Origin of the sequence: Dorea sp. 210702-DFI.3.17 (assembly GCF_020560825.1) — a bacterium.
In the GTDB taxonomy this organism is placed as follows: domain Bacteria; phylum Bacillota; class Clostridia; order Lachnospirales; family Lachnospiraceae; genus Dorea; species Dorea formicigenerans.
In genome coordinates this window covers 1-22,404 of record NZ_JAJCNB010000038.1, presented here as the reverse complement: position 1 = coordinate 22,404, position 22,404 = coordinate 1, and the positions used below count along the sequence as shown (strand labels likewise).

At 40.8% G+C, this 22,404-nt stretch carries 20 protein-coding genes; 5 read left to right on the top strand and 15 right to left on the bottom strand.

Annotation, left to right across the window (positions count from 1 at the left end; genetic code table 11):
* Positions 1 to 94: 94 nt before the first annotated feature.
* The 15 genes from recR to LI149_RS13135 form a co-directional block, all read right to left on the bottom strand.
* Positions 95 to 691 carry a recombination mediator RecR gene (recR, locus tag LI149_RS13205; RefSeq protein ID WP_005335277.1) on the bottom strand — a complete coding sequence of 199 codons (597 nt, stop codon included), beginning with the start codon at positions 689 to 691 and terminating at the stop codon, positions 95 to 97.
* Positions 678 to 1,019, bottom strand: coding sequence for a YbaB/EbfC family nucleoid-associated protein (locus tag LI149_RS13200; protein ID WP_005335276.1), 342 nt, complete (start codon positions 1,017 to 1,019; stop codon positions 678 to 680). The genes recR and LI149_RS13200 overlap by 14 nt, the downstream gene beginning before the upstream one ends.
* 2 nt (positions 1,020 to 1,021) lie before the next feature.
* Positions 1,022 to 2,599 carry a DNA polymerase III subunit gamma/tau gene (gene dnaX, locus LI149_RS13195; protein ID WP_173786538.1) on the bottom strand — a complete coding sequence of 526 codons (1,578 nt, stop codon included), beginning with the start codon at positions 2,597 to 2,599 and terminating at the stop codon, positions 1,022 to 1,024.
* Positions 2,600 to 2,604: 5 nt separating this feature from the next.
* A complete protein-coding gene (locus LI149_RS13190; RefSeq protein WP_168934151.1) occupies positions 2,605 to 3,681 on the bottom strand; it encodes a 6-phosphofructokinase in 1,077 nt (358 codons plus the stop codon).
* A 122-nt stretch (positions 3,682 to 3,803) separates the two neighbouring features.
* Entirely contained in the window at positions 3,804 to 4,613 is an 810-nt protein-coding gene (gene map, locus LI149_RS13185) for a type I methionyl aminopeptidase (RefSeq protein ID WP_005335270.1), read from the bottom strand.
* Positions 4,606 to 6,657, bottom strand: a complete 2,052-nt coding sequence (locus tag LI149_RS13180) for a glycoside hydrolase family 13 protein (protein ID WP_227143468.1) — start codon at positions 6,655 to 6,657, stop codon at positions 4,606 to 4,608. The genes map and LI149_RS13180 overlap by 8 nt, the downstream gene beginning before the upstream one ends.
* The gene (ftsH, locus tag LI149_RS13175) at positions 6,658 to 8,496 is read right to left on the bottom strand and encodes an ATP-dependent zinc metalloprotease FtsH (RefSeq protein ID WP_117495813.1); all 1,839 of its coding nucleotides are present in this window, start codon (positions 8,494 to 8,496) and stop codon (positions 6,658 to 6,660) included.
* A gap of 15 nt (positions 8,497 to 8,511) precedes the next feature.
* Positions 8,512 to 9,039 (bottom strand): hypoxanthine phosphoribosyltransferase, encoded by a 528-nt coding sequence (hpt, locus tag LI149_RS13170; RefSeq protein ID WP_005337320.1) that lies wholly within the window; start codon positions 9,037 to 9,039, stop codon positions 8,512 to 8,514.
* Positions 9,011 to 10,561, bottom strand: coding sequence for a tRNA lysidine(34) synthetase TilS (gene tilS / locus LI149_RS13165; RefSeq protein WP_227143467.1), 1,551 nt, complete (start codon positions 10,559 to 10,561; stop codon positions 9,011 to 9,013). Before tilS ends, hpt begins: the two co-directional genes overlap by 29 nt.
* A gap of 213 nt (positions 10,562 to 10,774) precedes the next feature.
* Positions 10,775 to 12,184, bottom strand: coding sequence for a SpoIIE family protein phosphatase (locus LI149_RS13160; protein WP_168934154.1), 1,410 nt, complete (start codon positions 12,182 to 12,184; stop codon positions 10,775 to 10,777).
* Positions 12,185 to 12,639: 455 nt separating this feature from the next.
* The gene (locus LI149_RS13155) at positions 12,640 to 14,328 is read right to left on the bottom strand and encodes a recombinase family protein (protein WP_227143466.1); all 1,689 of its coding nucleotides are present in this window, start codon (positions 14,326 to 14,328) and stop codon (positions 12,640 to 12,642) included.
* A gap of 87 nt (positions 14,329 to 14,415) precedes the next feature.
* Positions 14,416 to 14,589: a transposon-encoded TnpW family protein gene (locus tag LI149_RS13150; RefSeq protein ID WP_215636105.1), complete on the bottom strand. Its 174-nt coding sequence runs from the start codon at positions 14,587 to 14,589 to the stop codon at positions 14,416 to 14,418.
* The gene (locus LI149_RS13145; protein ID WP_227143465.1) at positions 14,586 to 15,407 is read right to left on the bottom strand and encodes a ParB/RepB/Spo0J family partition protein; all 822 of its coding nucleotides are present in this window, start codon (positions 15,405 to 15,407) and stop codon (positions 14,586 to 14,588) included. Before LI149_RS13145 ends, LI149_RS13150 begins: the two co-directional genes overlap by 4 nt.
* A gap of 96 nt (positions 15,408 to 15,503) precedes the next feature.
* Entirely contained in the window at positions 15,504 to 15,839 is a 336-nt protein-coding gene (locus LI149_RS13140) for a replication initiator protein A (protein WP_227143464.1), read from the bottom strand.
* A 97-nt stretch (positions 15,840 to 15,936) separates the two neighbouring features.
* On the bottom strand, positions 15,937 to 16,146 hold the full coding sequence (locus tag LI149_RS13135) for a hypothetical protein (RefSeq protein WP_227143463.1): 210 nt from the start codon (positions 16,144 to 16,146) through the stop codon (positions 15,937 to 15,939).
* Positions 16,147 to 16,797: 651 nt separating this feature from the next.
* Here LI149_RS13135 and LI149_RS13130 point away from each other — a divergent pair.
* From LI149_RS13130 to LI149_RS13110, 5 genes are all read left to right on the top strand, one after another.
* Positions 16,798 to 17,007: a helix-turn-helix transcriptional regulator gene (locus tag LI149_RS13130; RefSeq protein ID WP_227143462.1), complete on the top strand. Its 210-nt coding sequence runs from the start codon at positions 16,798 to 16,800 to the stop codon at positions 17,005 to 17,007.
* Between the two features lie 19 nt (positions 17,008 to 17,026).
* On the top strand, positions 17,027 to 17,854 hold the full coding sequence (locus LI149_RS13125; RefSeq protein ID WP_227143461.1) for a GIY-YIG nuclease family protein: 828 nt from the start codon (positions 17,027 to 17,029) through the stop codon (positions 17,852 to 17,854).
* Between the two features lie 106 nt (positions 17,855 to 17,960).
* Positions 17,961 to 20,726 (top strand): type I restriction endonuclease subunit R, encoded by a 2,766-nt coding sequence (locus LI149_RS13120; RefSeq protein WP_227143460.1) that lies wholly within the window; start codon positions 17,961 to 17,963, stop codon positions 20,724 to 20,726.
* A gap of 2 nt (positions 20,727 to 20,728) precedes the next feature.
* The gene (locus tag LI149_RS13115; protein ID WP_227143459.1) at positions 20,729 to 22,162 is read left to right on the top strand and encodes a class I SAM-dependent DNA methyltransferase; all 1,434 of its coding nucleotides are present in this window, start codon (positions 20,729 to 20,731) and stop codon (positions 22,160 to 22,162) included.
* Positions 22,162 to 22,404: hypothetical protein (locus LI149_RS13110; protein ID WP_331464072.1), on the top strand; the 243-nt coding region annotated here is incomplete at its 3' end. The genes LI149_RS13115 and LI149_RS13110, both read left to right, overlap by 1 nt.

The following is a 22,404-nucleotide window of genomic DNA, read 5'->3' as shown; positions in this document are numbered from 1 at the left end:
AAGTGTCAAAGCCTCAATAATTACAATTTTATCCTTAACTTAATGACATTGTTTTTAGAAAAACCCCGTCCCCAATTTTCTTTTTTAGCACTTTTCACAATTGTGTGCGTCCTTCTAATGCGCGCAATAATGTTACTTCATCAATATACTCCAGATCTCCGCCTACCGGCACGCCGCTGGCAATGCGGCTGACTTTGACTCCGGTGGGTTTTATCAGCTTGCTGATATACATCGCGGTCGTCTCGCCTTCCAGGCTTGAATTTGTCGCAATGATGACTTCTTCTACATCGCCTTCCAGGCGCCGGATCAGTTCTTTCAGCTTGATGTCTCCCGGACCGATGCCAAGCATCGGGGAGATTGCGCCGTGAAGTACATGGTAGACGCCGTTGTATTTTCCTGTCTTTTCGTAAGCTGCCAGGTCTCTTGTATTCTCTACAACCATAATTGTCTTATGATCGCGATTTAAATTACTACAGATTGGGCAGAGTTCCTGATCCGTCAGGGTGCAGCATTCTTTGCAGTAACGTACATTTTCTCTTGCCTCGACCATAGTGTCTGCCAGACGTTTCACTTCTTCTTTCGGCATATGTATCAGATGAAATGCCAGTCTGGATGCTGACTTTGCACCAATGCCCGGCAATCTGGACAGCTCGTCAATCAATTTGCTGATCTGGTTACTATAGTAATCCATTCATGCCTCCTGTGAATTTGGACATACTTGCTGCAGATGCTTCATCTACTTTGTCAAGTGCCTCGTTCACTGCTGCCACCAGGAGATCTTCTAACATTTCTACATCATCTGGATCTACAACTTCTTCATCCAGTTTTACTTTTACAAGTTTTTTGGATCCTGATACTGTGACTTCTACAGCTCCGCCACCGGCAGTTGCTGTAAATTCTTTTGTCTCCATTTCTTTTGCCTGCTCTTCCATCTGACGCTGCATCTTTTGAGCCTGCTTCATTAAGTTTGCCATGTTTCCCGGCATTCCGCCTCCTGGAAATCCACCTCTTTTTGCCATAATTAATCATCCTCCACTACAATATCCATATTGATTAGTTTTTCTATATCTACAAAACTGTCCTCAAATCTCCGTCCTTCTTCTACCTGACGGACATCGATGTCCAGTTTTTTTCCGATTTTACTCTCGATCAGATTTCTGATTTCTTCTTTATGTTCTTCTGTTCCTACTACCCCGGCTCCTACTGCATCCGGCAATACGATCAGAAGTCTGTTTCCTTCTCCTGCACTTAGTCTTGCCTGCTTCAGATAATTCCGCAGCATTGGCGATGCATCAGATGTGAGTTTACGGAAATCTTTTGCCACTTGTTTTACATCTTCATTCAGAGCTTCCGGAAGTTCCGGCTTTTTCTTCGGTTCCTGTTCTGCTCCTTCCGGTCCATTTACATAGACAATACGTTCTCTCGCCGCATTTTCCATAAAATCACCGTTTTCCAGCTTTTCCTCTATTGCCCGCAGGCGGTCAAGCAATGTATCTGGATTTGTCTCCATTGCCGGACGACACAATTTAATCAGTGCTACCTCCAGCATGACCCTCTTCTGGGTTGAATATTTTAACTGACTGGTCAAATCTGAAAATACGCGAATATACCGGATCAATGCATCATCCTCAATCATCTGAGCCTCTTCTTTCAGCCGTGCCAGATTCTCACTGGATACATCTAACACATCTTCCATATCATCAGAGCTTCTGACAAGCAGAAGGTTTCTGAGATACCACGTAAAATCTGCTGAGAGCTGCGACAGTTCTCTTCCCTGCATGACCAACTCATCTACAATCTCAACGACACTGTGTACATCTCTGTCCAAAATCTTACGAAGCAGTCGGCTGAATACTTCCGTGTCCACCGCCCCCAGTACTTCCAGCACATGGTCGTATGTCAGCTTCTGTCCGATGTAAAATGCAGCACACTGATCCAAGAGACTTAATGCATCACGCATGGAACCGTCTCCCATACGTGCAATATATCGGACTGCCTTTTCTTCTACATCCCATCCTTCTTTATTAATCAATTCCTGCAATCTTGCTGAAATAGTCTCGATGGAAATGCGTTTAAAATCATATCTCTGACACCGGCTTAAAATCGTGACTGGAATCTTATGCGCCTCTGTAGTCGCCAGTATAAATATGACATACTCCGGCGGCTCTTCCAACGTCTTCAAAAGTGCATTAAAGGCCCCGATAGACAGCATATGCACCTCATCAATGATATACACTTTATAACGTCCTTCTGTTGGACGGTAGGCGACCTCTTCCCGGATTTCACGAATGTTATCGACACCATTGTTGGAAGCCGCATCGATTTCAATCACATTCATGGAATTGCCTGCGGCAATCGCCTTACAAACTGCACACTTTCCACACGGGCTTCCGTCTACCGGGTGTTCACAGTTAACTGCTTTTGCAAATATCTTGGCAACCGTTGTTTTTCCGGTTCCCCTTGTTCCACAGAACAGGTATGCGTGTCCGATACGATCTGCTTCGATCTGATTCTTAAACGTCCGCACAATTGCATCCTGTCCCTTTACATCTTCAAATTCATTTGGCCGGAATTTCCGGTATAAAGCCATATATGACATGGTTATTATTCATCTCCAAAACTAATTCCGGTGATCTTTGCCTGTCTGATGATCTCAGACTTCGGATCAACATATTTTAACTTTCCTGCTACTTCACTAAGCGGAACACGAACAATCTTATCATTCTTTACGGACATCATACAACCATAATCTTCATCTAAGATCGCGCGGGCAGCTTCTGCGCCGAGTCTTGTTGACAATACACGATCAAATGGACACGGGGATCCACCTCTTTGTGTGTGTCCGGGAATTGCGATACGCACTTCCTGCTGAGTTCTCTTCTGAACTTTTTCTGCCATCTCATAAGCTACAGAAGGATATTTCTTCTTTGCCTGTTTGTCCTTTAATTCTTTCTTGGAAAGCTTCGCGTCTTCCTTGGAAATAGCTCCTTCTGCCACTGCGATAATGGTAAACTTTTTACCTGATTTGACACGCTTGTCTATTGCCTCTGCAATCACATCCATGTCATAAGGAATCTCCGGAAGCAGAATAATGTCGGCACCGCCTGCAATTCCTGCGTGCAGTGTTACCCAGCCGACTTTATGTCCCATGATCTCAATAATAAATACACGGTTGTGGGAAGTTGCTGTTGTATGGATACGATCGATCGTATCTGTTGCGACTTCAACCGCACTGTGGAATCCAAATGTCATATCTGTTCCCCACAGATCGTTGTCGATCGTCTTCGGAAGCGTCACAACATTTAAGCCTTCCTCACGCAGAAGGTTTGCTGTCTTATGAGTTCCATTTCCACCAAGGATCACAAGACAATCCAGACTTAACTTGTGATAAGTGTGCTTCATAGCTTCTACTTTATCCAGCCCATTTTCATCCGGTACACGCATTAGTTTGAACGGCTGTCTTGAAGTTCCAAGGATTGTTCCTCCGACTGTTAAAATTCCTGAGAAATCTTCAGCTTTAAGCATTCTGAAGTTCGAGTAGATCAAACCTTTATATCCCTCTTCAAATCCATAAATCTCCACGTCTTTACGTGCCTGAAACAGTCCTTTCACCACGCCGCGCATTGCTGCATTCAGTGCCTGACAGTCTCCACCACTTGTCAACATTCCAATTCTAAGCATCTGTTTTTCCTCCTGCATCTCGTGTCATTATCTTAAAGTCATCTAATAATTCCTGTCTATGGAATCCATATCTGCTCACAGCAGCAGTTGCTGTAACCAGTATCAAACAGCTTTGCTATCTATTATTTCGTCAGTACTTCTACACTCTTTTCTTTTACAAGTACCATGTACTCTACCTGGGCTGACAATCCGTCATCATCTGTATATACGGTCCAGCCGTTATCCTCATCTACATAGAACTCCGGTGTTCCCTCGTTGATCATCGGCTCGATTGTGAACATCATACCAGGAACAAGCACCATTTCACTGCCTTTTGGTGTTACATAACTTACAAATGGCTCTTCGTGGAATTCAAGACCAATTCCATGTCCTCCAATTTCCTCTACAACAGAATATCCATTTTTCTTTGCATGCGTGTTAATCGCATATGCAATATCTCCCAGATGCCCCCATGGCTTTGCTGCCTTTAGGCCACGCTCTACACACTCCTGTGTTACACGCACGATCCGTTCTGCTCTTTCGGACACATTTCCAATCTTGAACATACGAGAAGCATCTGAATAATATCCATTTAAAATGGTTGATACGTCTACATTGATAATATCCCCTTCTACAAGGATTTCATTCTCACTTGGAATTCCGTGGCATACAACATTATTGATCGACGTGCACACACTCTTTGGAAATCCTTCATATCCAAGCGGTGCCGGAATTCCTCCGTGTTCTGTCGTGAAATCATATACAAGCTTATCGATCTGCGCTGTGCTCATACCAGCTTTGATATGTGCAGCCACATGATCCAGTACCGCTGTGTTGAGGTCAGCGCTCTTTCTGATTTCGGCAATCTGCTCCGGTGTCTTAAGAAGTGACCGGTCCGGAACAATCTGTCCTTTTTCTGCAAGCGCCCAAAGTTTTACGTCTAACCTATCCATAATTAACGTCCATCTCCTTCAAAACAAGTGCGGAGTACGCACCCATGTTTACAACTATCTCTCCATCTTCTACTATATACTCTTCGTACTCAGTTGTGTAGCCCTCATGATAAGAATACATCAGCCTTCTCATACGTCCACGCATCGGGATTTCTGCCTGCCATACAGGAACCGTTACTTCCTCCAGAGCATCACTGTTATTAATGATTACAACAATCCGCTGGTTCTGATCTGTTCTTGCATAAGCCAATACATTTTCCCGCCACTCAAGCATCTGAACAGAACCTTCCCTGAACACCGGGTATCGCTTGTGGATCCGGATCATTTCTCTGTGAAATGCAATCAGCTCCTGATCTTCATGCCCCCACGGATACGTACGTCGGTTGTCTGGATCCGTAAATCCGCACACGCCGGCCTCGTCGCCATAATAAACAGTTGGTGCGCCCGGCCACGTCATCTGCATAACGACCGCCTCACGCATAACTGCCACATTGACATTTTCATTGGCTGCTTCTGCCCCCAGTTCCTGCACACGGCCGACTCTGTGATTCGTTCTCGTCAAGAATCTGGAATGGTCATGATTCGACAATTCATTCATGGAAACCTGCAGGGACGGCGTCATCATATTGCTCATGTGATGACATATCGCATTTACAAATGCGTCGGCGTTGCCTCTTAAGTCTTCTCTTGCCTCGTCACTGTGCTTCTCCATCCCAGTCAAAAACCAGGTGACCGGCTCCATAAATGCGTCGTAGTTCATGATGGTATCCCACTCATCACCTTCCAGCCACTCGCTTGGATCTCCGTAATGCTCCGCCAGGATCAGTGCTTCCGGATTTGCTTCTTTTACAACTTTACGGAACTTTTTCCAGAATTCGTGATTGTACTCGTTACTTCTTCCAAGATCCGCTGCCACATCCAAACGCCATCCATCCGCATTGTACGGCGGTGACACCCATTTCTTCGCAATCTCAAAAATATAAGCTTCCAGTTTCGGTGAATCTTCGTAGTTCAGCTTCGGCAGTGTATCATGTCCCCACCATCCGTCATATGAACCATTGTATGGCCAGCGTTCCCGCTCTTCCTGAAAGAACCGGAAATAGCTGCGATACGGGCTGTCTGCGCTGACATATGCTCCCGGCGCATACCCTTCCTGTTTCTCGTAAATGCGCTCTCTGTCCAGCCATTTATTGAAGGATCCACAGTGATTGAACACTCCATCCAGAATCACCTTCATGCCGCGCCGATGCACCTCTTCCACAAACTGAACAAAAAATTCATTGCTGGCTTCCAGATTCTTTTTGTCCGTCACTCGTTTTTGATATTTCGTGGCATTGGCATTTTCATGATCGCCCTCTGCCAGTATATTTCCGCCGTCTTCAACAATTACTCCATAATGAGGATCAATGTAATCATAATCCTGAATGTCGTATTTGTGATTGGAAGGAGATACAAAAATTGGATTAAAGTATAACACTTCTACTCCAAGATCCTGTAAATAGTCCAGTTTATCCCAGACTCCTTTTAAATCTCCACCATAGAATTCCCGCACATCCATGGTTGCCGGATAGCGGTTCCAGTCTGTAACTTTTCTACTGTAGTCTCCGATATAGTAATATTCCCGGTCTTCCACATCATTGTCAGGGTCACCGTTGCAGAAACGATCTGTAAATATCTGATACATGACTGCACCTTTCGCCCACTTCGATGTACGAAAGCCCGGACAGACTACATAATCATAGTCTGACACCACTCGCTCTGACACTCCGCACCGGTTATAATAGCATACTTCACTGCCGCTTCGGATCTCAAAATAATACCGGAACGGCTCCTCGCCCAGCTGTCTTTTTATCTCATAATAGTCAAATACTTCGCCCGTCTGTGCCTTCTCCATCTCATACCGGATTTTCTCGTGGACAAGGCAGACATGTTCTGCATCGTCCTTAGCGGTACGGAACCGGAACACAACTTCTTCGTTGCGCTCCGGTTCGGACGGATTCACATACTGCGAAGTACCGTCGCAAAATAATGCTTTCTTATTCATCTATGCTTCATCTCCAAACAACGCTTCAAACTCTTCTCTGGAAATCTTTTCTTTTTCCAAAAGCAGTTCTGCACATGCATGAAGTACATGATCGTACTCATGAATAATGCTCTTCGCTTTTGCATAGCACTCATCTATGATCCGTTTTACTTCCTGATCGATCACACCGGCAACATTCTCACCGTAACCCCTGGAAGCATGGGCAAGATCTCTTCCGATGAAAACTTCATCGCTGTCATCGTCGTAATTGATCAGTCCGACTTTCTCAGACATACCGAACTTCGTTACCATGGATTTCGCAATACCAGTCGCCTGTTTAATATCCTGAGAAGCTCCTGTCGTAATATCATCAAAAATGATTTCTTCCGCAACACGGCCGCCAAGTGCCACTGTGATATCCTGCAGCATCTTGCCTTTTGTATTGAACATTTCGTCCTGCTCCGGAAGCGGCATCGTATATCCACCGGCACTTCCGGTCGGAATGATAGATACGCTGTACACCGGTCCCACGTCTGGAAGGACATGGAACAAAATTGCATGACCTGCTTCATGGAAAGCTGTGATTCTTCTTTCTTTTTCAGAAATAACACGGCTCTTCTTCTCTGCTCCGATTCCGACTTTGATAAATGCTTTCTGGATGTCTTCCTGCTTTAAGAAGAGGCGTCCTGCTTTTGCTGCCAGAATTGCCGCTTCATTTAATAAGTTCTCAAGATCTGCTCCTGCAAATCCTGCAGTTGTCTGCGCGATCTGTTTCAGATTGATCTCCTCACTGAGCGGTTTTCCCTTTGCGTGAACTTTTAAAATTTCTTCTCTTCCTTGTACATCCGGTCTTCCGACTACGACTTTACGGTCAAAACGTCCCGGACGAAGGATTGCCGGATCCAGAATGTCGACACGGTTCGTTGCTGCCATGACAATGATCCCTTCATTGACACCGAATCCGTCCATCTCAACAAGTAACTGGTTCAATGTCTGCTCACGCTCATCATGACCGCCGCCCATACCGGTTCCTCTTCGTCTTGCGACTGCATCAATCTCATCGATAAAAATGATGCACGGTGCATTTTTCTTAGCCTCTTCGAATAAGTCACGGACTCTGGAAGCTCCGACTCCGACAAACATTTCCACAAAATCAGATCCGGAAATAGTAAAGAACGGAACTCCTGCCTCTCCGGCTACTGCCTTGGCCAGCAGTGTCTTTCCGGTTCCCGGAGGTCCCACAAGGAGAACTCCTTTCGGGATACGCGCTCCAACCTGGATATATTTCTTAGGTTCTTTCAGGAAATCAACAATCTCCTCCAGCTCCTCTTTCTCTTCTTTCAGTCCTGCAACATGATCAAATGTAACCTTCTTGTCGCTGTCTGTGCTTAACTTTGCACGGCTCTTTCCAAAGCTCATGGCTTTGCTTCCGGCATTTCCTCCCTGACGGTTCATCATCATAAAAATGAACATCACACCTGCAAGTGTAAGAAGCACCGGCAAAATTGTTGTTGAAAATAATGTGTCCTGCGGAACATCTGCCATATCATAGTCCAGCTTATTCTCTTTCAGATAATCCTGCACTTCATTAATATCTGAAACATACAGATACCGCACCTGCTTACCGTCTTTATCTTCCTTCTTCAGTTTGATTTCCACATGTCCGGTCGGCACATTTTTATTCTGAATCACAGAAATGCTGTCTACATTGTCTCCTGTAACCAGTGTCTGAAACTCACTCCAGGTAAGTCTGTCACTCTGATTTTCGAACATGTTCGTAAACCAGAGCACTGCAAACAAAAATACAACAAGAACTAAAAGACCGGCTCCGCTGATTCCTTTATTTTTTCTAGTGTCCAAGCTTTTTGCTCCCTTCTACTCCACACCTTCTACAACTCCGATGTATGGAAGATTTCTATATTTCTGGGCATAATCCAGACCGTAGCCCACAACAAATTCATCTGGAATGTTAAATCCGACATAATCAACCTTCACGTCTTTGACACGTCTTTCCGGTTTATCTAATAATGTACAAAGTCTCAGGCTCTTTGGTCCACGTTTTTTAAGAATTTCAATCAGATAAGAAAGTGTTCTTCCTGAATCAATGATATCTTCTACGATCAGAACATCTTTTCCTTCCAGTGTCTCATCAAGGTCTTTTGCAATCTTAACTACACCGCTTGAAGCTGTTCCGTCACCATAACTGCTGACACTCATAAAGTCCATGGACACCGGCACGGTAATTCTCTTTGCCAGTTCGCACATAAAGAATACGCCACCTTTTAATACACAGATGAGATGCACTTCTTTTCCTTCATAATCTTTACTGATCTGCTCTCCAAGATCACGGATCCTCTTATCAACTTCTTCTTCCTCAACTAATACTCTTACTGTCTCTGCCATAATTTTCTCCTTTGCAAAAGTGAATTTCTAAAATCTTTTTTGTAGATTCTGTAATCTGATAACGCTGGCTCTGTCTGTGACCGACCACCCACATAATATCGTGCCCATCTGCCACCAGCCAGACTTTCTCTCGCTCTTCCTGCGAAATTTTCTCATTAATAAAATACTTTTTCAGCCTTTGCGTTCCTCCATTTTTATTAATTGCAAGGACATCTCCGGCCTGTCTGTGTCTGATTTCCACAGTGTTATTAATTATATCATAATCGAACCATTTCGTGTAGGTTTTTTCGGGAAATGCTTTCATTCCAGGTGGTCTTTCGAAAATGCGGAACTGAAACAAAGCCTCTGGATTTTCTATATTTTCATCATTTAAATGGTTTGGATCAATCATTTTTGTAGAAATGACAGGTTTCTTTTCAAACTTCACTCCTCCATAAATGCGGCTCGCCGTCACAGCATAAGGCAAATCTATTTTCCGTCCCACCTGCCGGTTCAAAAGCTCCTCTACCGCCTGTACATGTACTGCACTGATATCCTTCTCGTGCCCCGCAGCTTCACAGATGATCCGGTGGATCACATAACTTTTTAACGGTACCGGGACTTTGTCATATTCATTTTTATTCAGAATCAGACTAATAGCTCCTGTAGCAAGATTTGTTTCTTTCCGACATGATTGTGGCTCTATCTGCAACACTTTTTTCTTATACTCCTCAATCTGCATATCCACATAACTCCAAAGTTCACGCACGCTCTGAGCTGTTCTGGAAATGTGCCAGACTGCCTGTTCATTTATTTCCTCCAGTTGTGGAATAACCTGATTACGAAGCTTATTTCTTGCATAAACATTTTCTGCATTCGTCTCGTCTGTACAATAAGATATTCCCACTTTTTCTAGATATGATTCAATCTCATTTCTTCCTATATTAAGAAGTGGACGAATCCAAAATCCGGACACCGGCGCAATCCCGCCAAGTCCCCGGACATCCGTTCCCCGGCACAAATGAAATAACACGGTCTCGGCCTCATCATTTCTGTGGTGTGCCAGCGCAATTTTCCCAAAACCTTGTGCGCTCTCTTGTCTGCCATTGGCACACTCAGCATGGTGGGACTGGATATCACCATATTGAGCATTATCACATGGAACATCACTATACTGGTTTCTTACTTCCAGAAATGCCTCTCTCCTGGCCTTTCTGCCCGCTTCCTCTTCAGACATATTCCAGCATTTTGCAAGTTCTCTTATATTCTTATGATAAACAACAAGCGGAACATTCCACGCATCACAAATTTTCCGCACATAACGCTCGTCTGCGTCAGCACTGTCTCCGCGAAGGCCATGATGCACATGCACCGCCGTAATTTCCAATGTTCCATCTCCGCTTTTTTGTCGTTCATCCCGAAGCTTTGTAAGCACAAAAAGCAGGCATACGGAATCTGCACCTCCCGATACGCCTACAATTACTCTGTCCTTTTTCTCCAGCATATGCTGTTCTTCTACATAAGCTTTTACTCTCTGATACATCTGCTTTATCCTGTTAGGACGACTCTCTAATCATCTGCCCAAACATTTCCTCGCTTATTTGTTATTCAAGAATGGCTTTGATCTCTGATATCAATATATAAAATTTGCCCGCAAATTGCAAGTTTTCCATATATTTTCTCTATTTCACTATTTACATATAGACCATATTCCTTTTTTATTCTTAGAGGCAAATACTTCAACTACAATGATATTCTAAAGCTTCCAGATTCCTGTCACAAGAATTGTCATATCATCAAGAGGCGCTGCTCCTGCATATTCCATGACCCGGTTCAAAATGTGATGTGCCATTTCTCCCGGATTCTGGGACTCCACCTGACAAATGAATTCTTCCATGAGGCTGTCCTGTTTCCCCGTCGGCAAGGTGTCCAATACACCGTCTGTCACCATAACAAGAAAGTCTCCATCTTCGAGTTGTCGCCGCTCCGATTCTATATCAAGCCTTGCCAGCGCACCAATCGGAAGGGAAATAGAATGCACTTCCTCCACCTCATCTTTTCGTTTTATATATGTAGTGGCTGCTCCTGCTTTTACTATCTCACAGCTTGCATCGTACAGATCAATAATCGCCACATCAATCGTGGAAAACATTACTTCTTCCCGACCAGTCACGAGGGCTGTATTCATAATCTGAACTGCCGTTTTTACCGGGAATCCAGCGTTTAAAAGCTCTTCTAACATTTCCACTACCATCGTACTCTCCCGAAATGCGCGCTCACCTGAACCCATACCGTCTGACAGTGCCACACCTTTTCTTCCTCCCGGCAAGTCCGAGGTCAAAAATGTATCTCCGGAAATTTTCTCGCTGCCTTTTCCTATTTTGGCCACACCCTGGATCGTGTGAAATCTTGCTCCTTCCACACAGGCAACTGTGCAGTACTCGTCCCCGATAATTGGGCGTTCTCCCCTCCCGGGAACCATGATCCGGCCTGCCATTTTCCCAACTTCTGACGCCAGTTCTTTCATAGCGACAATATGCCCCTTGGACGCCTTTAACGTCAAATGTATCTCATATTTCCCCTGGGCGGTCATATAAAAAACCGAGGACAAAATCTTGATTCCGGACTTTTTTAACTGATTTCGGATTTTCTTTTTCAAATGCTCATCTTCAAATATCCCGGCATCCAGCTCGTGAGTCGTATAGCACAAAGTCTTCGCCAGGTCATTTAACTGCGCAGCAAAGCCCTCCCGGTTCTGTACCATTTTATTATTCCATATCAACTTCTGTCTCACATTTTCATAATTTTCCAGTGTCTCCCGCAAAAATCTCGGTGCCAAAAGGCACTGCTTCATAAGCCTGCGTTTTAATTCCACATTTAGCTCGGCACCGTAGTCCTGAACCGCACACAGAATTTCCCGCATCATATGATACGTTTGCTGCCGTCTCTCCCCCAGACATTTTTCTCGATTTTCACACTCCCGGCACACCTTCTGAGTCACACGCTCAAAAATGTCGTCATTTTCCTCATTTGTAAATGTAGCGCGATAATCCTCCAGCTTTGAAAATGTATCTGACAGCTTCTTTAAAGATCCTGCAAACTTGTCTACTTGAATCACATACGGATTCGTGAAAATCTGTGCTCCCCGCTCTTTCAATTCCTGCATAAAAATCTCCCCTTACTAATTCTTCTATCTCAGCTTTCGTATTCCCGCTCCGCTTTTTTCAAGAATGCCTCGGCATTCTTGTTGTGAGGTGCGCGTCATGCAATTGCATGACTTACTTCTACTGCGCACCTCTGCAAGTCTACACTCCGTTTCGGTCGGCGCAAAACCATTGTCCACCGGACAATGTGCGCCCTGCCGGAGGCCTTTTTATATAATAGGAAATGCAATTTCCTATTATGATTAGGGTGTCAAAAGGTCACTGACCTTTGATATATATTTGTACCTTGAAAACTTAACACGATATATGAAATGAAATCATATATTAATTAACGTGTCTTTTGACACCCTAATCCTATTATACAAAAAAGCTTCGGGCTTTAGCCACGGGCTAATAAGGCAGTACTTAAGAAATTATGGTGTAATCCCGATAAAGGGGGTTACACCTTTTCCTTTATTTAAGCGGATTTCTCCGCTTTTTTCTGTTTTGCTCTTTCCATTGTATCAATAATCTGTTGCTCTGTCGGAATGTCAAATAATCCGACTGCCGTAAAGTAAATATCCACTTTAACATTGTTGTGAGAATGTTTCTTCTCGTTGTTGTGAATTTCAATACGCTCAATAAGTTTGTTTACAACGGTTGGAGTAAGATGTTTCATCTCTGTAAATTCCATAAGTCCCTGATAGAGCATCTTCATATCGACAGTTTGCTTTTGAAGTTCAATGAGAACTTTTTCATTTTCCTTAACCTCTGATATAAGTCGCTTTTGCTCAGCTTCGTATTCATTTGCCATACGGGAATAACGCTCATCGGATAACTTACCGAGAATATTATCCTCATAAATTCTTGAGAATAATTTGTCCAAGTCGGATATTCTTTGCTTTGCACTTTCGGTTTTGACTCGCAAAGATCTCTCTCGGTTTACAGATTCTGCACCTTTATTTTCGGAGATAAGATAAAGGAATACACTGTTGTAACAACGGACAAAATCTGCAAGTTCGGATATAGCCTCTTTAACGATTGCCTCGAGTACAACATCTCGTATAAAATGGATTGTGCAAGTACCACGACCGTCTTTGTAGGAAGAACACCTCCAAAATTCCTGATTTTTCTTTAAACTTTTGGAAGCACAAAAGTGAAGTTTAGAACCACAATCGGCACAATATACTAAACCTGAGAACAAACTCCTTCTTCCTGTTGCAGTATTTCGCCTTTTGTTTCTCCTCAGTTCTTGCGCTCTCAGCCAAGTGTTTTCACTGATGATTGCATCCTGTGTATTGGAAATAATCTGATAATCCTCTTGTGATTTCTCAATTTTCTTATGCACTTTGTAACTGACTGTTGTACTTTTACCATTTACGGTGCAGCCGGTATATTGTCTGTTTTCAAGAATGTGGACAATAGAATTTGAACGCCAAGCATAGATATTGGTAGGCATCAAATTACTTGTTTTCTTACCTACGGAATTGAAATATGCTGTCGGAGTAAGCACTTTTTCGGCTTCAAGCTGTCTTGCAATTTGAGACGGACCTTTACCCGAAATGCAAAGATTAAATATCTTTCTTACAATTTCAGCCGCAGGCTCGTCTATGTACCATTGCTCCTTATCGCCTTCAATTTTCTTGTAACCGTAAGGCACTGTTGAAGAAATCCTCATACCTTTTGACGCTTTCATTTCATTAACGGCACGGATTTTCTTTGAGGTTTGTGCGGCATACCACTCGTTAAAAATATTATGAAACGGCATCATTTCCGTCCCCATACCTTTCGTGGTATCAACATTTTCTTGTATGGCTATGAAGTTGACGCCTAAGGTCGGATAAACAATTTCCGTATAGTGACCGCAAAGCAAATGCTCTCTGCCAAAGCGAGATAAGTCTTTTACAATTACGGTTGACACCTTACCTGCTTCAATAAGGCTTTCCATTTCCTGAAAGCCGGGACGGTTAAATGTTGTTCCGCTGATACCGTCATCGACAAAGAATTGCGGATGTAAATATCCGTTTTTCTTTGCATAGGTCATCAGAATTTCTTTTTGATTTGATATTGAATTACTCTCACCCTCTAAATTGTCGTCTTGAGATAAACGGCAATACAGAGCGGTGATTTTTTCTTCTTGCCCTTGTATATTTTTGTTTGTTGCCATAAACTATTTGCTCCTTTCTGTGACAACATGGCATTGCAATGTATAGGTATTGTACACTTGCAATGCCGCAGTGTCGATTGTGCAAACTTATGCTATCTTTAATTCTGTAAGCAAATCTTCAAATTGTTGAAGCACATTTTCTCTGCCATTGGGATTAAAATGTGTGCTGACTTCGTAAGTTGTATTGCCTATTTTCATAAAGAACGGTTCATCATTCTTTTCAAAATACGGTGCATATATTGAGTTGTTTTTATCTGTCATCTTTCATCCCTCCTGTTTCTTTCTCTTTGCCTCTGCCATTTTTCAAGCAGTGAAATGATTGTCTTTTGCATATCGGATTTGGTGTAGCTTTTCGGAAAATATTTGCGTATATCCTCTTCCATAAATCTAACTTGTTCTTTTTGATTTGGCTTTTCTTCATTGAGAACGGCGAAAACCGTATCGACGAAAAAGTTGCCGTCTTTACTGAATTTTCTTAATCGCTGTGCCTGCGATAATGACGGTGTTGCGTCGGTAAATTCTATTTGTTCAAGTAATATTTGTTGTTCATATTCCGACAGATATGAAAGTTCAACCGCAGGAGTAAAGGCTATCCTTTCCTCGTCAACAAGTTTAAGTAATTCGGGTATTAAGTTTGTTAAGCGGATATATCGCTGAACATTTCTGCCGCTTTCGGTATCGGATATGTTATCTCTTGACTTGTGGACAACTTGTCCATAAGTTTTACCTTGATGTTTCAAAGCCTCTGATTTCATTTTGTATGCAAAAGCTTTTTCGCTCGGTAAAATATGTTCACGGTGTATGTTTGAATCCACCATTTGCACAATCGCCTCGTCTTTTGTGAGTTCTTCGATTATTGCGGGTACGCTTGTTATCCCGAGTTCCTTGCACGCCTCAACTCGTCTGTGTCCGCTGATAATTTCATATTTACCCGCCGGAAAAGAACGAACTATTATCGGTTCAAGCAATCCGTTTTCTTTTATGCTTTCTGTTAATTCTTGATGTTCGATTCCGTTTCTTTTCTTAAACGGATGATTTTCAAAAGGAACAAGTAAATCTATGCTTATGTTTTTTATCATTTTAACCTCCATATATATTCTTTTCTCGGCCGGTAACAGTCTTAATCTTCTAAGTCTTATTACCTTCCGTTATTCGGAAATTAAGAAAACCGAAAATCAGAATTGTTTCAGATAGATAATGCTCGGCTTCCCCTGACCTTGTCTTTTGCGAATAATCAAATCTGCGACTTCAAGCTCGAAGAATAACTTGCATATCTTTTCGTGACCGAAATGCAGTTTTTCCTGAGCGGATTTTATTGTGAAATATTGATATACTCTGCCTTGTTTATCTATCCAGCCGTTTTTGACGGACAAATACATTCGGTCAAGCAAAAGTCCGTACAGCATTTTTGCATCGGTTGAAACCGATTTGTACTTTTCTTCAAATAACGCTTTCGGTACTTTGTAGAAAGCAAAATTTTTGGCGTCCGATGTTTTGAAATATTTGTTCACTGTATCACCTCTGTTTCTGTATTGATTTGGTGTCGAAATCGGTAATTTTTTCTTTTTGTATCTGTTTTTTATCGAAATCAAGTATTGCTATATCAAATTAACCGCTGTCGTCATATTCACGGCGATTTTTAACGCTTTTTGCACCTCTTTTGGATTTGTATTTCGGACAAAAAACAACGATTGCCTTGTGGCTTTGCTTGCATTTGTTTTTGCATTTGAGACAAAGGCTGTTGTATGTTCTTTTGCCCGTTTTGGGATTTATGAAAAAATCCCATTCTTGTTTTGCTTTCTTTGATAATCTCGGCATTGTAAAAACTCCCTTCACTTGTTTGAACCGGGAGAGGCATTTTGCACCCCCTATTTGCAAATAAATTTACCCTCTCACTTGGTAGGCAACGAAAACGGTCAAAAATTAACCCTCTGACCAATATTTTTTATTAACCCCTTCACTTGTTAGAACTGAGAACGCTTTTTTGGGGGGTGTTTTTGAAAAATTTATAAACATTTAACATTTGCCTCTCTACTCATTTGGACAAAGGGTGCCGAAATGCACACCCAAAATTGACGGTTTAATAAAAATTATTTGGGAAAATTTTTTATGCCCTCTACTTGTTTGAACCGTGAGCCACAAAAGTCAGGGTATTTCGGCGAAAAATTTGCAAAAAAAATAAAGTCCCTCGTTTCTTGAAAGTTCAAAAAACGAAGGACTGGGTATGTAAAAATATTTGATTGTAATTGCGACGCACAAATTTAGCTTAGCGAGCAGACCGTTTTTACTCCTGTCAGATAAAAACGGTACTCGTTAGGATAGCCCTAATACCATATCGCAAGAAAAAGTTATCAAATAACAAAATTAAATTATTCAATCGAGAGAAAACTGCATTTTTTATTGAAATAGAGCAATTTTATGATATAATATAATTGTATCGTTATATTCCGACACTATTTGAGGTGAATTATGACTGTAAGTTATAAGAAACTGTGGAAACTATTAATAGACCACGATATGAAAAAGAAAGACCTTGCAAAAGCTGCTAATATTAGTAATTACACAATTACAAAGATGAGCAAAGGCGAGAATGTTACAGTTGAGATATTAGGAAAAATTTGCACGGCTTTAAACTGTAACATAGATGATATTATGGAATTTATTCCTGATAACGAATAATGAAATGGGGCGATAGTCTATGGCAATAAGCAAAAAACTTGAAACGATATATCATAACGGACAACCGGATGGAATTCGCTCTATTCGAAGAAATCTTTCGACAATGACAGTTTATGTTATTCCTCGACCTCTTTTGGCAGAGGCAAAAACCATTTCAGGAATTAACCGTCCGGGAATATATTACTTGATTAATGAAAATGATGATAATAAAATAGCTCAAATTTACGTGGGACAAACTCGCAATGGTATCTTAAGATTGGATGACCATAATCGCTCCAAAGATTTTTGGAATAAAGCAATAATGTTTCTTGCGGATAACAAAACATTTTCTTTAGATATGATAAGCGGACTTGAAAAATTTGCTATCATTAAAGCTCAAGAGTCAAAAAGGTATAAAGTTGAAAATACTGTTGTGCCAAAGTATGAAATTGATGAATATGATATGGCTTCTGTGGAGGAAATATATGATGAGATTCAATTTATAATGGGTACACAGGGATATAAAATGGATAATGTCAAGTCATCAACATCTTCAGATATTTTTCATACTACACGAAATGGGATTTCCGCATTAGGTATATATGATGGTGAAAAATTTCAAGTACTTGAAGGTTCGCAAATTAATATAAATAAACCGGTACACTTAGCGCGATATAACAAACAGCGTGCTGAATTACTTGCAAGTGGAGAGATTAGCCAAGTTGACGGCAAATATTTTCTCAATATCACGATAGAATTCAATACTCCGAGCGGGGCAAGTGATTTTGTACTTGGTGGTTCTACAAATGGATGGGTTGAATGGAAAAATTCAGAAGGAAAAACTCTTAATGAAATTTTCAGAAAGTAACCCAAAACAATAACTACATATTCATATCTATCAGCTTACGATAATTTTTATTATCAGGAAGTTGAAATAGTACACTTAAATGATTGGCTTATAGGAGGCTTACATTATGTTACCTGAAGAAAAAGCACGAATAAAAATTGATAAACAACTCAATAATGCGGGATGGGATATTGTAAGCAGGCAAGATTATGTGCCGAACTATACAATGGCAATAAAAGAGGCATTAATGCAAGGCGGTAACGAAAGTGATTATTTGTTATTTATTGATAACAAGGCAATAGCCGTAGTTGAAGCTAAAAGAGAAGAAAACGACCTTGGGGATGAGGTTGAACTACAAGCAGAAAACTATGCTGTAACACCTGAAAACTGGTATGGAACTTGGTTTGATAACTTGATTCCTCTTGTTTATCTTGCAAATGGCAAAAAAATTCTATTTAAAAACTTATTGACTGATCCGGATGGCGATTATATTGAGATCAAAGAAATGCACTCTCCCAAAAGAATGTTGCAACTTATAAATCAAAAATCCGAATATGGTGCCTTACCGAGAATAGAGAAAAAAGGACTTCGTGATTGCCAGTTTACTGCTGAAGATAATTTTGAAAAATCAATAAAACAGGGAAAGAAAAAATCTCTTGCTATTCTTGCCACAGGTTCAGGTAAAACATATCTCGCTTGTTTGGCTGCGTATCGTTTGCTTAATTACACGCCAACAAGACGAGTGCTATTCCTTGCAGACAGAAATAACCTCGCCCGTCAAGCTGAAACTGAATTTAAACTGTTTGATCGCACAGAAAAACAACAAGCATTGAATGAATTATATGTTATAAACAGATTGACAAATCCTGAAAAGATTAACGGCGACATAATCATATCCACTATTCAAAAATTGTTTGCCGTTTTAACAGGCAGAAAAGACGATGAAATAAACGAAGATGAAGAAGATGAAAACAACTTAAATTTTGATGAGACCGATGAGCAAAAAGCAGAACCTGAAATAGATTTGGGTAAAGATATTAAACTCCCACCGGACTATTTTCAATTCATTATCGTTGATGAATGTCACCGCTCAATTTATGGCAAATGGCAATCTGTTCTCAAGTATTTTTCAGGTGCAAAAATACTCGGATTAACCGCCACACCAACACCGGAAGCTTATGCGTTTTTCAATGATAACATCATTGAAAAATATACATATGATGATTCTGTTGTCGATGGTGTTAATGTTCCGGCTAGAGTATATAGAATTAAAACCGAACAGACAGAACACGGTGGAGCTATTAAAAGCGGCGATAAGGTTGTTGAAACAACCCGCAGTGGATATAAAGTTAATGAATATGTAACAAAAGAACGAATTGATTTTAACCCAAATCAACTCGATCGTTCTGTTGTAAGCCCAGACCAAATCAGAAAAAATATGGAGTCTTTTAGAGATTCGATTTATACTGATATGTTTCCGGAACGAAAAGCATTATGGGAATATATCCCAAAAACCTTGATTTTTGCAAAGGACGATCACCACGCTTCTGAAATTGTAAATATTGTTAAAGCTGTGTTCGCAGAGAAATTCGAGGATGGTAAAATTCCTGAAAAGTTCGTTCAAAAAATCACCTATTCGGCAGGAGACACAAATACACTTATCAGAGAATTCAGAACGGAAAAAGAATTCAGAATAGCCGTTACTGTAACTCTTGTTGCAACAGGCACGGATGTAAAGCCATTGGAAGTCGTTATGTTTATGAGGGATGTTAACTCTGATGTGCTTTACACACAAATGAAAGGCAGAGGCTGTCGTACTATTAACGATGACAAATTAAAGGAAGTAACTCCTAATGCGACAACAAAAGATTGCTTCTATATTGTTGATTGTGTTGGTGTTACCGAACACGATAAGACAATACCAACTGCTGGTGGCGGTGGTGGAACAGGTACAAATATTCCAAAACTAGAAAAGCTCTTAGAATATCTTTCGCACGGATATATAACTGATGACAATTTATCATTCCTGCGTGATTACTGTTCAAGTATAAATCGCAGATATGAAAACAACGCTCTATTTGGTCATCACTTAAGTATGTTTATAACTAATTTCGGATTTTCACCAAAGGATTTGGCATTGAATATAAATACTGCCATTTCTCAAAACACTTTGCCCCCATTTGTTAGCCCCTCTGATGAAAATCGCACAAGAAACGATTTGATTTCTTGTTTAATTTCTAATTTGGAAGCAAGAAAAAAGTTGCTTGAATTACACAGGGGCTATTATGCAATCTCTCCTAATGATGATACTCTGATTGAAAAAGGATTTTCAAAAGAGGAAGCGAGAACGTTTATCGACAATTTTGAAAAATATCTTAATGATAACGCCGACAGTATTGAGGCTCTGCGTATCATCCATAATTCCGAAGATACACTTATCACATATTCAATGTTGTCGGAACTTCAAGAAAGATTGGTTTCAGAAAATCACTTGTTTACTCCGTATAAAATTTGGAGTAATTATAAACTGTTAGATACAGACGGAAAAGTTGACGAACTTGACATCAAACAAAACGGAAAAGCATTAACTAACCTTATTCAAATTGTTCGTTACGCTTATAAAAAGAATCCTAATTTAATCAGTTTGTTAAAAGGATATTCTCAAAAGTTTACACTTTATTGTGGACAAGCACAACGTACACTTACTGATGACCAAAAAGACATTATGAAGCAAATTGCTGATTATGTCATAAATGAAGGATATATAAACGCAGGTGAATTAAATGAGTTTGACACAGATTTATGGCGAAAAGCTATTAAATCATTTGGAGATGCAAAGGTATTAAATACCGAAATTGAAACATTATCAAAATTCTTATTAAGGGTGGCTTAACTATGACTGAAAATCAAACGAAAACTGAATCGGCACTCATCAAGAAAGTCAAGGACATTGCTAATGTTATGGCTGCTGCCGGTGTGGGATTCACAGACTACATAACGCAACTTACTTATATCCTTTTTCTTAAAATGGATGACGAAAAAGAAAAAGCTACAGGTGTGGAAAGTACAATTCCTGACGGCTACAAATGGAAAGACCTTGTTGACCTCAACGGAACTGATTTAATCGAGAAATACGAGGAAATTTTAAATGAACTTGCAAAAGAAAACGGCCTAATCGGCACTATCTTTACAAAAGCGTCAAATAAAATAGACAGCCCTGTTAAACTTGCAAAAATCATTGATATGGTTAATTCTGAAAACTGGTATATGATGGATGGCGATTTAAAGGGTGCTATATATGAACGAATTCTTGAAGATAATGGCCAAGACAGAAAAAGTGGTGCCGGTCAGTATTTCACCCCTCGTGCTCTTATCAAAGCCATGGTTGATGTTACTGACCCTAAGATAACAGAAACTGTAGCCGATCCTGCTTGCGGTACAGGTGGATTTCTTCTTGCTGCATATGAGCATATGAAAACGCAAAGCAAAGATATTAAGGCACAGAAGTTTTTAAAAAATGATGCATTTTTTGGAGCTGATAACACGCCTCTTGTTGTAACGCTAGCTTCTATGAATTTGTATTTGCATGACATCGGAACAAAAAACAGCCCGATTGTTTGTCAAGATTCTTTGACCGAAAATTACGATGACGCTATGTATGATGTTATCCTTGCAAATCCGCCTTTCGGCACAAGACCGCAAGGCAGCGGTGAAGTATATACAGTTCGTACTGACTTTATAAAGACATCAGATAATCAAGTTAATTTTTTACAGCACATTATGTCTATCATTAAAACCGGTGGTCGTGTGGCAGTTGTATTGCCGGATAATGTTCTTACCGATGGAAATGCAACTGCAAAAGTTAGAGAAAAATTACTTAAAGATTTTAACCTTCACACAATATTGCGACTTCCTACAGGAATTTTCTATGCAAATGGAGTTAAGACGAATGTCCTTTTCTTTGAAAAAGGAAGTCCGACCGAGGATATATGGGTTTATGACTATCGTATTGGAATTAAGCACACTTTAGTTCAAAAACCTCTTACAAGGGAACATCTTGACGATTTTGTCTCTTGCTATTGTTCTGGTCATATGCAAGACCGTGTGCCTACGTATTCTGAAGAAAATCCAAACGGAAGATGGAGAAAATTCACAAAAGATGAGGTCTATTCTCGTGACCAGTTGAAATTAGACTTTAAATGGATTGTCAGTGAAGAAGATGACGATCGCACATTAGCCGAAATGATTTCACAAATAAAAGAGGAATCAGCAAATATTGCAAAAGCAGTTGCTGAACTTGAAAAACTTATAGGCGAGGTGGACGAGTAATGGATACCAAAGCATTAAGACAAAAAATCTTGGATTTGGCTATCCGTGGTAAACTTGTGCCGCAAGACCCAAATGACGAGCCGGCGTCTGTTCTCCTTGAGCGTATCCGTGCTGAAAAGCAGCAAATGGTCAAGGACGGAAAGTTGAAACCTAAAGACATTAAAAACGATACAGTTATCTTCAAAGATGATGATAATTTACATTATGAGAAATTCTCCGATGGCATTGTAAAATGTATCGAA

Bases quoted from the DNA above. Each gene is read 5' to 3' on its own strand.
- recR (WP_005335277.1), bottom strand. From the start codon at position 691: ATGGATTACTATAGTAACCAGATCAGCAAATTGATTGACGAGCTGTCC.
- LI149_RS13200 (WP_005335276.1), bottom strand. From the start codon at position 1,019: ATGGCAAAAAGAGGTGGATTTCCAGGAGGCGGAATGCCGGGAAACATG.
- dnaX (WP_173786538.1), bottom strand. From the start codon at position 2,599: ATGTCATATATGGCTTTATACCGGAAATTCCGGCCAAATGAATTTGAA.
- LI149_RS13190 (WP_168934151.1), bottom strand. From the start codon at position 3,681: ATGCTTAGAATTGGAATGTTGACAAGTGGTGGAGACTGTCAGGCACTG.
- map (WP_005335270.1), bottom strand. From the start codon at position 4,613: ATGGATAGGTTAGACGTAAAACTTTGGGCGCTTGCAGAAAAAGGACAG.
- LI149_RS13180 (WP_227143468.1), bottom strand. From the start codon at position 6,657: ATGAATAAGAAAGCATTATTTTGCGACGGTACTTCGCAGTATGTGAAT.
- hpt (WP_005337320.1), bottom strand. From the start codon at position 9,039: ATGGCAGAGACAGTAAGAGTATTAGTTGAGGAAGAAGAAGTTGATAAG.
- tilS (WP_227143467.1), bottom strand. From the start codon at position 10,561: ATGTATCAGAGAGTAAAAGCTTATGTAGAAGAACAGCATATGCTGGAG.
- LI149_RS13160 (WP_168934154.1), bottom strand. From the start codon at position 12,184: ATGCAGGAATTGAAAGAGCGGGGAGCACAGATTTTCACGAATCCGTAT.
- LI149_RS13155 (WP_227143466.1), bottom strand. From the start codon at position 14,328: ATGGCAACAAACAAAAATATACAAGGGCAAGAAGAAAAAATCACCGCT.
- LI149_RS13150 (WP_215636105.1), bottom strand. From the start codon at position 14,589: ATGACAGATAAAAACAACTCAATATATGCACCGTATTTTGAAAAGAAT.
- LI149_RS13145 (WP_227143465.1), bottom strand. From the start codon at position 15,407: ATGATAAAAAACATAAGCATAGATTTACTTGTTCCTTTTGAAAATCAT.
- LI149_RS13135 (WP_227143463.1), bottom strand. From the start codon at position 16,146: ATGCCGAGATTATCAAAGAAAGCAAAACAAGAATGGGATTTTTTCATA.
- LI149_RS13130 (WP_227143462.1), top strand. From the start codon at position 16,798: ATGACTGTAAGTTATAAGAAACTGTGGAAACTATTAATAGACCACGAT.
- LI149_RS13125 (WP_227143461.1), top strand. From the start codon at position 17,027: ATGGCAATAAGCAAAAAACTTGAAACGATATATCATAACGGACAACCG.
- LI149_RS13120 (WP_227143460.1), top strand. From the start codon at position 17,961: ATGTTACCTGAAGAAAAAGCACGAATAAAAATTGATAAACAACTCAAT.
- LI149_RS13115 (WP_227143459.1), top strand. From the start codon at position 20,729: ATGACTGAAAATCAAACGAAAACTGAATCGGCACTCATCAAGAAAGTC.